This window comes from Novipirellula herctigrandis, from assembly GCA_007859835.1.
Taxonomy (GTDB): Bacteria; Planctomycetota; Planctomycetia; order Pirellulales; family Pirellulaceae; genus Novipirellula_A; species Novipirellula_A herctigrandis.
In genome coordinates this window covers 6,117,563-6,130,538 of sequence record SJPJ01000001.1, presented here as the reverse complement: position 1 = coordinate 6,130,538, position 12,976 = coordinate 6,117,563, and the positions used below count along the sequence as shown (strand labels likewise).

9 protein-coding genes are annotated in these 12,976 nt (G+C 52.4%); 5 read left to right on the top strand and 4 right to left on the bottom strand.

From position 1 onward, the window contains the following. The first annotated feature begins 233 nt into the window (after nt 1-233). Nucleotides 234-842 (top strand): HNH endonuclease, encoded by a 609-nt coding sequence (locus tag CA13_RS22450; RefSeq protein WP_146403834.1) that lies wholly within the window; start codon nt 234-236, stop codon nt 840-842. Between the two features lie 25 nt (nt 843-867). Here the strand turns inward: CA13_RS22450 and CA13_RS22445 are convergent, their stop codons facing one another. Both CA13_RS22445 and CA13_RS22440 read right to left on the bottom strand, forming a co-directional pair. Then, nucleotides 868-2,655: an aspartate kinase gene (locus CA13_RS22445; RefSeq protein WP_146400471.1), complete on the bottom strand. Its 1,788-nt coding sequence runs from the start codon at nt 2,653-2,655 to the stop codon at nt 868-870. 42 nt (nt 2,656-2,697) lie between these two features. After that, a complete protein-coding gene (locus CA13_RS22440; RefSeq protein WP_146400468.1) occupies nt 2,698-3,927 on the bottom strand; it encodes a cofactor-independent phosphoglycerate mutase in 1,230 nt (409 codons plus the stop codon). Between the two features lie 336 nt (nt 3,928-4,263). Between CA13_RS22440 and CA13_RS22435 the strand changes: the two genes are divergently transcribed. Beyond that, nucleotides 4,264-5,418 (top strand): acyltransferase family protein, encoded by a 1,155-nt coding sequence (locus CA13_RS22435; protein ID WP_419194700.1) that lies wholly within the window; start codon nt 4,264-4,266, stop codon nt 5,416-5,418. Nucleotides 5,419-5,480: 62 nt separating this feature from the next. Here the strand turns inward: CA13_RS22435 and CA13_RS22430 are convergent, their stop codons facing one another. Beyond that, on the bottom strand, nt 5,481-8,138 hold the full coding sequence (locus tag CA13_RS22430; RefSeq protein ID WP_419194699.1) for a M16 family metallopeptidase: 2,658 nt from the start codon (nt 8,136-8,138) through the stop codon (nt 5,481-5,483). Nucleotides 8,139-8,436: 298 nt separating this feature from the next. Here CA13_RS22430 and CA13_RS22425 point away from each other — a divergent pair, with 298 nt between their 5' ends. The 3 genes from CA13_RS22425 (at nt 8,437) to CA13_RS22415 (ending at nt 11,624) form a co-directional block, all read left to right on the top strand. Then, entirely contained in the window at nt 8,437-8,751 is a 315-nt protein-coding gene (locus tag CA13_RS22425; RefSeq protein WP_146400465.1) for a Rieske (2Fe-2S) protein, read from the top strand. Nucleotides 8,752-9,070: 319 nt separating this feature from the next. Continuing rightward, nucleotides 9,071-10,210, top strand: coding sequence for an acyltransferase family protein (locus CA13_RS22420; RefSeq protein ID WP_146400463.1), 1,140 nt, complete (start codon nt 9,071-9,073; stop codon nt 10,208-10,210). Between the two features lie 13 nt (nt 10,211-10,223). Beyond that, nucleotides 10,224-11,624 carry an O-antigen ligase family protein gene (locus CA13_RS22415; protein WP_419194698.1) on the top strand — a complete coding sequence of 467 codons (1,401 nt, stop codon included), beginning with the start codon at nt 10,224-10,226 and terminating at the stop codon, nt 11,622-11,624. Here the strand turns inward: CA13_RS22415 and CA13_RS22410 are convergent. Continuing rightward, nucleotides 11,621-12,835 carry a lipase family alpha/beta hydrolase gene (locus CA13_RS22410; RefSeq protein WP_419194697.1) on the bottom strand — a complete coding sequence of 405 codons (1,215 nt, stop codon included), beginning with the start codon at nt 12,833-12,835 and terminating at the stop codon, nt 11,621-11,623. The genes CA13_RS22415 and CA13_RS22410 overlap by 4 nt on opposite strands. Nucleotides 12,836-12,976: the final 141 nt, after the last annotated feature.

Sequence of the window (12,976 nt, the reverse complement as noted above, 5' to 3'; positions counted from 1 at the left end):
CCAACAAGACTAAAAATCCGTATCGATTTGCCATTTCTGCCCGCTAGCGAACCCGATCGTGCCCACCGCGTGTCGGAAAAGGACGCGTGGTCTATCGCTTATAGTCGATTACTGCGTGGTTCATTAAACTAGTGATGACGACTCGGCCGGTAGGCGAACGAATTCGTTGGTCGACAGATTCACTTCAGAAGACTCCCTGATTAGCAGAGACGACGGAAGGAACGATCTTGAAAATGTCGCAGAGCAGTGTTTTGGACACAAATGTCCTGGTTCTGAATCGCTTTTATATGGCGATTCGAGTGGTCAACGTACGCCGAACCTTTACGCTTTTGTATCGCCAGTGTGCTGAGGTGATCAGCCACGAAGACGATCAATTCGTTAGCTATGACTTCGAATCTTGGTGTGAACTGAGTCAATTGACATCTCTGGAAAAACAACCAGGCGAGGATTACATTCGCGCCGTGGGCTTTGAGCTACGAGTACCGCGAATTGTTCGCTTGACGCGATTCGATCGGATGCCAACACAAACGGTTCGCTTCAATCGCAAGAACCTGTTTGCTCGCGATGAGCACACTTGCCAATATTGTGGCCGCATCGAACCGGCCAACAAGTTGAGTCTCGACCACGTGATCCCACGATCACACGGCGGGCCGACGACTTGGGAAAACATCGTTTGCTGTTGCTTGCGGTGCAACAGTCGCAAAGGAGGCCGAACGCCACAGCAAGCGCGGATGCAATTGTTGACGCGTCCATCGAAGCCCCGCTTCAATCCGATGTTGGCTCAATCAATGGAAGACCCACGCTACGAGTGTTGGAAAACATTCTTACCCGCAGCGGGGTAATTGATTCGCGTTAATCCCACCCCGATCACTCAAGCGAACTGGCAAACGCTTGTCTCAGTCGCTCGAGTGCTGCGTCGGATTTCTCTTCGTTCACGATCACGTTGACCTGCAACTCGCTCGTGCCGACCATTTCGATATTGATGCCGAGATCGGTCAATTGTTTGAACAGCACCGTCGCAACGTTCGTGTGACTTCTTAGACCAATCCCGCTGACAGTGATCTTTGCGATATCGCTGCCGTCTTGCACATCTCGCATACCATGCTTTTCGCGAATCGCCACAGCCACTTCGAGACCGCTCTTCAAATCCGACTGATTCACGGTAAAGCTAACGCTTGTGGAACCATCTTCACCGTCGTAACCCTGTACGATCATATCGACGAAGATCTTTGCTTCACCAATGGTTTCAAACATATCCGCAGCGATACCAGGTTTATCCGGCACGCCGTAGAGCGTCACGCGAGCCTGCTCTTTTGTTAGTGAAATTCCCGTCAAAGTCAATGCTTCGAGTGCATCGTCTTGTAATCGGCTCACGAGCGTATCGATATCGGCCCGTTCGCCCCGTTCGGCTTTGATTTGGCTCCACGACTTGGCGTCCGTTGGCTTTTCATGAAGGTTGAACACTTGATGAACCGCTCGAAGTGCATCCCCCGCTTGAGCCCGTGGTACGAGCGTTGAAATTTTGATTTCGCTGGTGGTGATCATTTGGATGTTCACGTTCGCATCGGCCAGCGCACGAAACATGGTCGACGCAACATTAGTTTGGCTGGCCATATTCATGCCGACGACGGAGACTTTCGATACTTGATCATCGAAGGTGACAGCATCTGCACCGACCACTGGCAAAACATTTTCCAGCGAAGCGATTGTTGTTTCCAAGTCTTCTTGCCGAACGGTAAATGAGATATCGGCCCGCCCCTTTCGTCCAACATTTTGAACGACCATATCGACAGCGATCTTCTTGTCCGCAATCGCGGACAACACTTGCAAGCTTTTCCCCGGAACATCGGGTACGCCTAACACGGTCACGCGAGCTTCGTCGGGGGTCATTGCCGCGCCGCAAACGGGCGACATTTGGGATTCCGATTCCGCAACGATCATGGTTCCTTCGGTATCCGAAAAACTGCTTCGAACATGAATCGGCACATTGAACTTCTTCGCAAATTCAATACTGCGGCTATGCATCACACCAGCCCCGAGACTGGCCAATTCCAGCATCTCGTCATAGCTGATCACGTCGACTCGACGAGCCTCTGGCAATAGTCGCGGGTCCGTCGTGTAGACACCATCAACGTCCGTATAAATTTCACAGGCATCTGCACCGAGAACACTCGCCAGCGCAACCGCAGTCGTATCGCTGCCGCCGCGGCCGAGTGTGGTGATGTTCAAATCGTCATCAATCCCTTGAAATCCCGCCGCGACAACGATGTTCCCATCGTCAAGAAGTCGCTCGATTCGATCGGTCGAGATCGATTGAATGCGTGCTTTGCTGAAACTATCGTCCGTTTTCATTCCGATTTGACCACCGGTCAAACTAACGGCTTTGGATCCGAGGTCATGAATCGCCATCGCAACCAGCGCAACGCTGACTTGCTCGCCGGTGCTTAGCAGCATATCCATTTCGCGCGCGGGTGGAGTTTGGCATATATCGCCAGCAAGTTTTAGAAGCAAATCGGTGTTCTTGCCCATCGCGCTAACCACCATAACGACGCGATGACCTTGTTTCTGAGCGCGGATCGCTTTACGAGCTGCCGCACGAATCTTTTCGACGTCCGCGACGCTGGTGCCGCCAAATTTTTGAACAATCAGTGACATGAGAGAATGTTTGAAGGCTGAAGGGTGAAGTTTTAGAAAAGTTTAACGCTTGATGAATTTGCCCAACATGTCCCAGCCTTGGTCGAAACGCTCTCCCGAGGCGACTGCGGACATTTCGTCGTACGTGGTTTGTGAATCGGGCGTGATCCCAGTGCCTGTCATCAACAGCGGAACCACACCATGAGTATGCTTCTTGGTACTGCAAAACGTCGGATGATCAGGCGTTACAAGGATGCGATGATCACCGTGTTTTGCCAAAGCCTCGGCAAGGGGGCCAACGATATGTTTATCGATTTGTTCTAACGCTTTGACTTTGGCGTCATGGCGTCCTTCATGTGACGCTTCATCAGGTGCTTCGACATGCACACAAACCACATCGTAGGATTCCAAAGCATCGATCGCTGCGCAGCCTTTCGCGGCGTAATCGGTATCGAGATAGCCCGTGGCTCCTTCGACTTCGATACGCGGCCATCCGACGAGAGCGGCGATGCCACGAAGCAAATCAACGGCTGTAATCATCGCACCCTTGACGCCGTGCAGCTCTTGGATACTCGGCAAATCCGGCGCACCGCCTAGCCCCCACAACCAAATGTTTGTAACGGGCCGTTTGCCTGCGGCGATTCGCTTTTGATTGATCGGATGCGAAGCAAAGAGATCGGCCGATTCATTCATCAACCGTACTAACAAGTCGCTGCCGGGACCGCGAGGAAAACCATCGGCCACAGGCAAATCGGTCAGGTCGTGTGGCGCTTCGGCACGAGTATCCAAAGAAAACGGCGGCGTCACGCTCTGGTCGCCACGGTAAATCAGCAGATTTCGGTAACTCACCCCAGGGACGAATTCCAGCCGCGAAAGAAATGGATCATTTTCCGCTTTTCCGATCAGTTCGGATTGCAGCATACCGAGAAGCTCCGTCGCTTCTTCGGTCGAAACGTGGTCCGCTGTGAAATCGACCATTGTTTGGTCTTGGATCGTCACCAAATTGCAGCGAATTGCCCAATCGTTCTTGCCCAAAGTGATTCCCTGGGCTGCGGCTTCCAGCGGAGCACGGCCCGTAAAGTAGACATTCGGGTCGTATCCCAAAAGGCAAAGGGTCGCGACCTCGCTGCCAGCGGGAAAGTGAGCAGGTGTATTGTTGGCAACCGCCAAAATGCCCTCGGCGGCCAAGCGGTCCATCGCAGGCAGATTGGCCGCTTGCAGTGGCGTAAGACCGCCAAGTGCCGCAATCGGCTCGTCGGCACAGCCGTCAGGAATGACAATCACGTATTTCATGGCAAATCAATAACGAATAACTGGTTAAATGGGCAGTTTCGTTTAGTCGCGGTGGAAACGAAAGGGGAGCAACCCCGGTTTTGAACCACTTTTCGCACCCTCCCTTTTCATGCTTGCAGAGGTTTTACCCATTCTTGGCTTGCTTCGAACTGGTGAAACAATCCACACGACCGTCAGATTTTACGATTTCCGTGCAACTTCTCCCCTCTCTTGATGGATTCTTACCCAGCGCACACCCAAGGCGAATGCATGTTTATGCGAGCAAAGCACGGCGACGGGGTTGCGCGCTCGCGTATCCTCGGAGCACTTCCAATTGTCCCCCCAAGACAGGTCACAATGCCGGATTCCCCCGATTCAAACCTTAGCCCGACGACAGAGCCGGTTCTAAAGCCACATCGCCGGATTGTCGAGCTCGACGCACTCCGCGCGTTGGCGGCGATCAATTTGGTGCTGTTTCACCTGACCCATGTTTACACGGTCAAGTTCGGCTACACCTCGCCGCTGGGATGGGAATGGCCGTATGGGGCCTATGGTGTCGAGATGTTTTTCATCCTCAGTGGCTTTGTCAACAGCATGTCGCTGCTTCGTCGCGGCAAACCGGTCGACTTCGTCGCTGCCAGGTTGATTCGGATCATTCCGATATTCTTGATCGTCATTATTGCCAATTTATGGATCACCCGGCAAATGCCCCTGGCGACCGATCCGATGACGCTCGGCCAATTTTTCGCCAACATGACATTGATGCCTACACTGCTCGGGTACGAATGTGTCGACCCCGTGATGTGGACCTTACAAGTCGAGATGATGTTCTATGTGACGCTCGTGATATTGTTTCGCATCGGAGCTTTGAACAGGTATTTCCTAGGGTGGGGCACGTTGGCGACGTTGTCCTTGATCGTTTGCCCAACGCTCGACGCGATGGAAGCGATACACGCTCAGCAAGCTTGGTTCACGATGGCAACTTCCGTCCGTCGGCTGATGCTACTCGACTTCGTTCCACTCTTCATGATTGGTTTCCTGCTTTACATGATTAAAACGGGCACCGGTCAAAAGTGGAAGAACCTACTTGGAATCGCTTTCGCAGCTCTCGTCTTCCACAGCATCGACCATGGAAAGCACAATCCTGTGGCGACCGCTCTGATCATTGGACTTGTGACTCTTTGTGCTTATGGCAAGGTACCGGTACTGCGGTTCAAGCCGCTTGTATACGTCAGCACGATCTCGTACGCGTTGTATCTGTGCCATAATAATCTTGGCTGCGTTTTGATCTATTGCTTTAACCACGCCGGTCTATCGCCAAACGTCTGTTTAGCGATCACGATCGTCTTCTCGTTTGCGATGGCGATCATTGTCACCACGCGAATTGAGCAACCCATTACTGGATTGCTACGAACCGCTTGGAATCGCTATCGAACAGGAAACGCGAAAACGACAGCAACGGTGCCTGGAATTTTGCGTTTAGACGCTTCGCCGATCGATCCTACGCTGTAGCGGTTAAAGCCAGGACATCAGCGCTGAAAATCAACGCTGGTACTTTAGGCTTTCAAACCTGCTTACTGGTCTTCTTTCACGTTTGCGAAGTCACCGGCGACAGCCGAAACGAATTTGTTCGGATCAACATACTTTCGCAAAGCAGCATTGACCGACTCAACCGTCGCATCTTGAATCTGCTGTTCGTGCTCTGCATAGTATTCCATCGTTCGATCGTTAAAGACCGTTGACAGCAGTTCGCTAGCCAGCGATCGATCATCGGCTCGGCTCACGCGGTTGCGTTGCAAATACGCTTCCTTCGCCTTTTCGAGTTCATCTTCCGTCACGCCGTCATCGAGCAATCGATCAACTTCCTCGCGAATCACACGAATCAACTTCTCACGGTTAGCCGGATTGGTAATCGCATAGATTGTAAAATCGATTCGATTATCTTTGGCGCGAGCGGAAACGCTACTTCGAACACCATACGACAAACCTTCCTGCTGACGAACGCGGTTTGCTAGCCGGCTGCTCAATCCGCCGCCACCTAGAATGTAGTCACCAAGCACCAATGCCGAATACTCGGGACTGGTATCGCTTAGTTCATAATGCTGGCTAGTGAAGAAAAACGCGTTTGCTTTGTCCGGCGTTTCGATCACATCGATCGACCCACTGATTTCAGGGTGCGGTTCACGGTCGACTCGCACATAGGGTTCGCTGACAGTCCAGTCTGCCAATTGTTCGCGCCCGAGCCGATCGAGTTCATCCATATCAAAGTCCCCAACCACCGCAATTTCACCCGCATGGTTACCGAGGAAATTGTCGTGAAGGTCTCGAATCTCTTCGATCGTGACATTCTCGTACATGTCAATCTGTTCGTCGATTGATTGGACGTACAAAACATGATCGGGAGCGTATGGGGCCAATCGTTTACGTACCGACTGTGGTGCCAACGCCTGCGGTTCGTTCATGCTTTGCTGCAAACTAGTAACAACTTGGCGGCGAATCACTTCCAATTCAGATGCTTCCAGACGCGGTTTCCGCAAAACTTTGCCGACTAGCTCCGTCACCTCAGGCAAGAATTCCTTCTTTGTCTTCACCTGAAGCTGCAACAGTCCGATCGTGCTATTGACCGACAACTCAGCTCGCAGCCGAGTCAACTCATCTTGAATTTCCTGGTAATTCATGTCGTCCGTTCCGCGCGACATCAGCATGCCAAGCAGCTCGACCGCACCGACTCTCCCTTTCAAGCTTTGCTCGGTACCAAAGCGAAGCGTAATGATCAGTGTGACGCTGCCACCACGCGTCTTTTTGGGTAGCACCGCGTAACGTATTCCGCCGACAAAATCACCTCGCGAAGTTCGATCTTCGATTGCCAGTGGTGACGGGTCAAATTGCTCGCCCGCTGCGACCGCTTCGCGACCCTTGTAGTCCTTAAACAACGTAATCAAGTCAGGTGATTCAGGGATCTCGATCCGTTGGGCTTCTTCGGTCGGGATGAACAAACCAACCGTTCGGTTGTTGGGGACGAAGTATTTTTCGGCAGCCGCTTGGACTTGCTCCACCGTCAACGCCTCGATGCGATCACGATAGAGGAAATACAATCGCCAATCCCCTTGGGCGGCCCAATCACTTAGTGACACGGCGATTTGATCGGTATCCGAGGCCTGTAATTCACGTTCTTTCAAAATTTGTTGGCGTGCTCGTTCGACTTCTTGCTCGGTAATCGGGTTTTCCGACAGCGACTTTTCGATCGTATCAATCATTGTCTGTCGGCCCAACTCAATCGAGTTATCCTTGGGGACTTCGGCGATCGCCATGAACAGCCCAGGTTCCGACAACCCATACGCCAATGTGTAAACATTACTGGCCAATTCCTTTTCAACCATCTCTTTGTAGAGTCGTCCGCTTGGCTCGTCACCAAGAACGTAGACGAGTGTTTTCATTGCGGGGTAATCTTCATGACTACCCGATGGAATATGGTAGCCAGCACCTGCGTACTGGACATCGCCCACGCGACGAAGCACCACGGTTCGTTCGCCGTCTTGCGGAGGCTCGACTGTGTAGGTGTCATCAAGCGGCACCTCGGGATTGGACAAGACGCCAAAGGTTTCTTCGATCTGGTTGAGGGCAAACTCCGGATCGAATTTCCCGGCAACAATAACCATCACGTTATCGGGACGGTAATACTTTCGATAAAATTTTCGCAGTTTCACAACAGGAACGCGTTCGATGTCGCTGCGGTTACCGATCGTTGATTTGCCATAGTTGTGCCATTCGTACGCGGCGGATTGCATTCGTTGCATCAGAACACGGATCGGAGAATTTTCTCCGCGCTCGAATTCGTTCCGAACAACGGTCATTTCGCTGGCCAAATCTTCGCCGCGAACAAAGCTATTGAGCAAACGATCCGATTCTAGATCCAATGCAAAGCGGAGGTTTTCCTCGCTCGCAGGAAGCGTTTCGTAATAGTTGGTGCGGTCGAGCCACGTCGTTCCATTGAACCGAGCCCCACGGTCCTGCAGCACTTTGGGGACTTCCGGAAAGGTGGGCGTCCCCTTGAAGAGCATATGCTCGAGCAAGTGAGCCATCCCCGCTTCGCCGTAGCCTTCATGTCGCGACCCAACAAAAATGGTCATATTCACGGTGACCACTTCTTTACTGTCGTCGGGAAACAGAAGAACTCGAACGCCATTGTCGAGGACGTATTCGGAAATCCCTTCGATCTCGGTAACTTTCATGGGGGTCTCGTTAGCTTTCCGTTGAGTAGACTCTTGCTGGTCGGATGACGCAGATCCATCCGCAAAGGCTTGTGGGACTAGAATGAGAGACAGAACGCTCGAAAACGCAACGTAACGTACGAATTGCCAACTGAGCTGACTTCGGAAATCCATGACAGCAGGGCTCCATGTTCGGTAAAGTGGCGGTTTGAATTTCAGGAAAAAAGGGGTGCGATGTGCCATCCTTGATCTTGGGCGGCCTGTTATTGTAACGTGATTGACTACCGCTTGATAATGGGCTTTAGAGAGAGACTTCTCGGTGAATGAAAACTGGATTGATGTCGGACCTTCTGAGCAATGCCTTGACGGCACCGCCGTGGAAGTGATTGCCGGTGACCACGTGATCGCGCTGTTTAGGATTGCAGGAAAGCTCTGGGCAATCGACGGGATTTGTGCGCACCAAGGTGGCCCAATCGCACAAGGTGAAATTCACGACGGTTGTGTGACATGCCCTTGGCACGGTTGGCAATACGAATTGGCAACCGGCGTCCAGACAATCAATCGCAAGACCCTACAAAGAGTGTTTCCTGTAAGAGAATGCGAAGGACGCATCGAAATCCAGGTTTCGATGTAGATCGCAAAACTTGCCCCGCCCAGCAAGAAAGCCCGACGCAACAAGGTCCGCGGGCAGGTGCTTGGCTTTTTCGCGTCGATAGCATTTCGCATCAAGCATTTCGCATCAAGCATTTCGCATCAAGCATTCAAGCATCAAGCATTCAAGCATTCAAGGCATTTCGCATGCCATCGACTTTCTAGTGCGACATCCCGTTTCGCCCCGCAAACGTGAACTATATTTCAGCAGGAACAGGCCCGAGATCCGCCCATTGGGATCGGACACCCGACGCCTAACCCCTCCTTGAAACCCTACAACCGTCACAAGCGGAACTAAACCATTGCGCACGGACCTTTCCGTCGAAGCGAAACAGACCTTTCAAGTCGTTGCAGTATTGGCAACGGTCTTTGTGGTGGCGATCCACTATCAATCGGCATCCCCTATTTCGGCTGTGATTGAGGACGCTTCTTGGAACGAAATTTTCCAGGCGTTCCTGCTTGGCGGCGTCGCTCGCGTGGCCGTTCCGCTTTTTGCATTTGCAGCTGGGCTGTTTTATTTCCGAAGCGATGACGGTTCCGTCCGTTGTTATTGGAAAAAGATACGCCAACGCGCACGTAGCGTTGGTGTTCCCTACTTGGTAATCGGCGCGATTGCGATGCTCAGCTGGATCGCGGTGCGGCGTATCGAAGGTGATCCGGTTTCACTGAATTTCGCTGAACTCATTGCGACATGGCTACTCCATCCTCCTGCGGAACAAATGTGGTTCCTGCGCGACTTAATGGTGCTGGTTGCCATTGCTCCGATGATTCGGCTGGTCATCAACAAAGCGCCGGGCATTTCATTAACACTATTGGCCGCATTATGGGTAAGCCACTACCAACCGTTTCCGATCCTCGGTGGATGGTACCTGCTCAGCACCGAAACGTTATTTTTCTTTGCCCTTGGGTGTGCTGCTGTCAACCGCAGCGATCTGCTTGAGCGACTTGGCAATGCCAACACATTGGCTGCATACGGCTTGGTGATCGTTTGGTTTGACCTTGTTGCTGCACGCATCGTCCTTCAGCCGGACTTCAACTCTTGGTACGCCACGAACTATAGCGTGCCGAGTCTACTGATTCACAAATTCTCAATCCTGGCGGGGTGCATGGCGATGTGGGCGGCGGCTTGGCGATTACGGCGTGAATCGTTGTGTAAACTATCGGGTCTATCGTTCTTTGTCTATCTATTTCACGAGTTCCCGCTACGAGCGGTGGCACACCGAATCGCGGCGTTGGGCCTCGACGAATCGGTTTGGTTCTGGACACTTTCGCCCATTATCGTCGTTGGGTGTTATTCCGTAGCCAATCAAGCAAGCCGTTCATTACCGTCGATCTTTGCTTGGATCACAGGCGGCCGTACGCCTGGGTCGGCGATGAAACTCGGCAACACCACGGATGTGTCTCACAACCATCCTCCCTTGTCGTCTGCGGCAACCCGCTGAAGGAACACGATCCATGATTCTATTAATCGCACTTTTTGCTATCGCTGCAATCGTGTGGATGATCCCACTGGTTCAAGCCGGCCGCACGCCCGTCATCGCAGCACTGGTTCTATTAACGGGAACCGTTTTCGGTCAAGCCTTCTATTCAATCGAAGGGCCGATTCAAATCAGTCTCGACCGAGTATTCTTTGTCGGCATGTTCGCTATGGTTGCGATTCGATGGAGAGAAGGCAAACTCCATTTTTCACATTTGTCACGAATTGATTGGTTAGTCGGCGCATTACTCGCTTGGTTTTTTGTCAGTGCAATGACCAGCGGCCCGGCGCCGCAAAACCGCTCACCGATTTCGGATTGGTTGTTTTGTTTCGCAATGCCTATTGGAATGTACTTTGTCGCTCGCGTAAGTGATTTTAGTAAAACCGACTTGCTCTGGGTCCAACGACTGTTACTCGTTCTCGCGTTTTACCTCGCGATCACCGCCGTTTTCGAAGTTTCGGGTTTGCACAACCTTGTTTTTCCTCGCTATATCGTCAACCCAGCCGATTGGGAATTTTTCGGCCGCGGTCGTGGTCCACTAATGAATCCGTCCGGAAACGCGATCGTGATGAGTATCGGACTAGTCATCTCAGGACTGGGCATCGTCAACGCCAATCGTCGCATGAAACTGCTGTATTTGTTCTTTACCCTTGTGATATTGGCAGGCGTTTACTGCACGTTGACGCGCAGTGCATGGATGGGAGCAATTGCTGCAATCGGCGTCGTCGTTTGGGTTTACTCGCCCCGCTGGGTGCGTGTATTGGGGTTGGCGAGTGTGGTAGTGATTGGTGGCGCCGGCGCACTTGGGCTTAAAGATCAAATCCTGCGTATGAAACGCGATAAAAACCTCACCTCAGCCGATGCAGAAAAATCAGTGCAGCTACGTCCGCTGCTAGCGATCGTTGCTTGGGAAATGTTCAAAGACAAACCGATCACTGGTCACGGCTATGGCCACTACTTCACCTACGCGAAACCCTACCATACGAGCCGAAGCTACGGCATGCCACTCGATCAAGCGAGACCCTACGCGCAGCACAACGTCTTCTTATCGATCTTGGTGGAAACGGGACTCATTGGGCTTTCCATGTTCGTCGCCTTTGTGGTGTCGATCTGTGCGATTGGTTGGGAGTTAACTCGGAACATCCGTCACAGTATCGCAATTCGTAGCGGAGGCCTGCTATGGCTTGGCAGTTTTGTCGCCTACTTGTGCAACGGGATGTTTCAGGATGCCTCGATCATCCCGATGGCAAACATGTTCTTGTTCTTTCTCGCTGGATTGACGTTGACGTTGCATCAACGAGGGTTTGCAACCAAACGCGAAATCCAGCCACCAGTCACGATCGCGGGATCCGGTTTTCCGGTCACGGTTGTGAATTAGCTTTCGATCCTATTGAGGATCGCTTCCCAAACGACTTGTGTCCGAGAATCCGCGTCGCGCCGAAAGAATTCAAAATGCGTGGATGGCACTTTTACGATGTCGGCAACGCCTTGGATGACCGCATTTTCTACGGCCACTACGCCGTCCCCTTTGCCTTCGACCAGCTCGTCAAAACCACCCAAAAGTGGTGCGATTCGAGGCCGAATCAGTCGAAACAGGCTGCCATCTTTGTCAAGGTCCACCAGCGTCTGCCGCAGCACGTCAAGTTCCGGCGCACTGACGGTACTCGCTGTTCCAACAATCGTTGTGTAACGAACATTTGGACGGAGTGGACGACGACGCAATTCGTTTAGAAACTCCGAACTGGGCTGCAAATCACGTATCCCTGCTTCGGATGGCCGATGTAGCAGGACGTCGACAAGATCTTCGGCATCGAGCCGCCCTTCGGAAAACAAATCGAGCATCGGTGGTAAGCTAGCCCAATTCGATCCTCCGTGCGGCGATCCTACGGTGATCAGTTGAACCACGTTTTTGCTTACCAGCTTTGGATTTTCAATCCATTCTCGTGCAACCAACCCGCCCATCGAGTGACCGACGAGAACCATCTTCGGTCGACCTTCTCGAGCAAACCGACGCTCAACGATCGAAGCAACTTGCGAGGCCGTGTCGGCAATCGATTGCGAATCATCATAGCCAATCGTTGCAGTCGCAAATTCATTCTGTTTGAGGAAACGCCGGAAATCGTCAAAACGTGATGAGTGGCTTTTCAGGCCATGAAAACAAACCACCAGGGGAAATTTCGTCGAGCGAATTTCCCAATCGTCGTCGACATCCAACACCACCGGCTTTGCGAGTGCCGGCGGTGTTTCGGCACCAAACGCGGTCGGATCGCATCGTAGCAGTAATGATGGTTGGCCAGTCAGGTCATTGCCCATCCGAATCGACATCGAATCGCCCATTGCCATATCGATTCCCATCAAGACGAAGGCACTGGTCACCGAGCGAAGATCCATTTGACCGGTCGGCAAAAGTCGCTCGACCGTCGCTTGGTCGAGCATCATGGACCGAGAAACCAAGACCGCGACATCCGCCCACTGAACGATCCCTTCCTTCGCTGGAATCACCAACTCGATGAACCGCTTGGGCACCTCCGGCGCCAAAGTTTCCGGCGCCGCAGGGCGACGTGGCGTTGCAGGGGGTTGAGCTTGCATCGAAGAAAAGCCGAACAGGAAAAAAAGGCTCAACGCTATCGTGCGACACAAGAGCGAAAAGAAAAGACGCGACACCATAGGCATACCCCAATGCTTACCAAAGAAAAGCCGCTGGTCATTTGAACCAGCGGTGCAATGCTT

What these genes read in the sequence shown, in the direction of transcription:
- CA13_RS22450 (WP_146403834.1), top strand. Translation starts at nt 234, where the DNA reads ATGTCGCAGAGCAGTGTTTTGGACACAAATGTCCTGGTTCTGAATCGC.
- CA13_RS22445 (WP_146400471.1), bottom strand. Translation starts at nt 2,655, where the DNA reads ATGTCACTGATTGTTCAAAAATTTGGCGGCACCAGCGTCGCGGACGTC.
- CA13_RS22440 (WP_146400468.1), bottom strand. Translation starts at nt 3,927, where the DNA reads ATGAAATACGTGATTGTCATTCCTGACGGCTGTGCCGACGAGCCGATT.
- CA13_RS22435 (WP_419194700.1), top strand. Translation starts at nt 4,264, where the DNA reads ATGCCGGATTCCCCCGATTCAAACCTTAGCCCGACGACAGAGCCGGTT.
- CA13_RS22430 (WP_419194699.1), bottom strand. Translation starts at nt 8,138, where the DNA reads ATGAAAGTTACCGAGATCGAAGGGATTTCCGAATACGTCCTCGACAAT.
- CA13_RS22415 (WP_419194698.1), top strand. Translation starts at nt 10,224, where the DNA reads ATGATTCTATTAATCGCACTTTTTGCTATCGCTGCAATCGTGTGGATG.
- CA13_RS22410 (WP_419194697.1), bottom strand. Translation starts at nt 12,835, where the DNA reads ATGCAAGCTCAACCCCCTGCAACGCCACGTCGCCCTGCGGCGCCGGAA.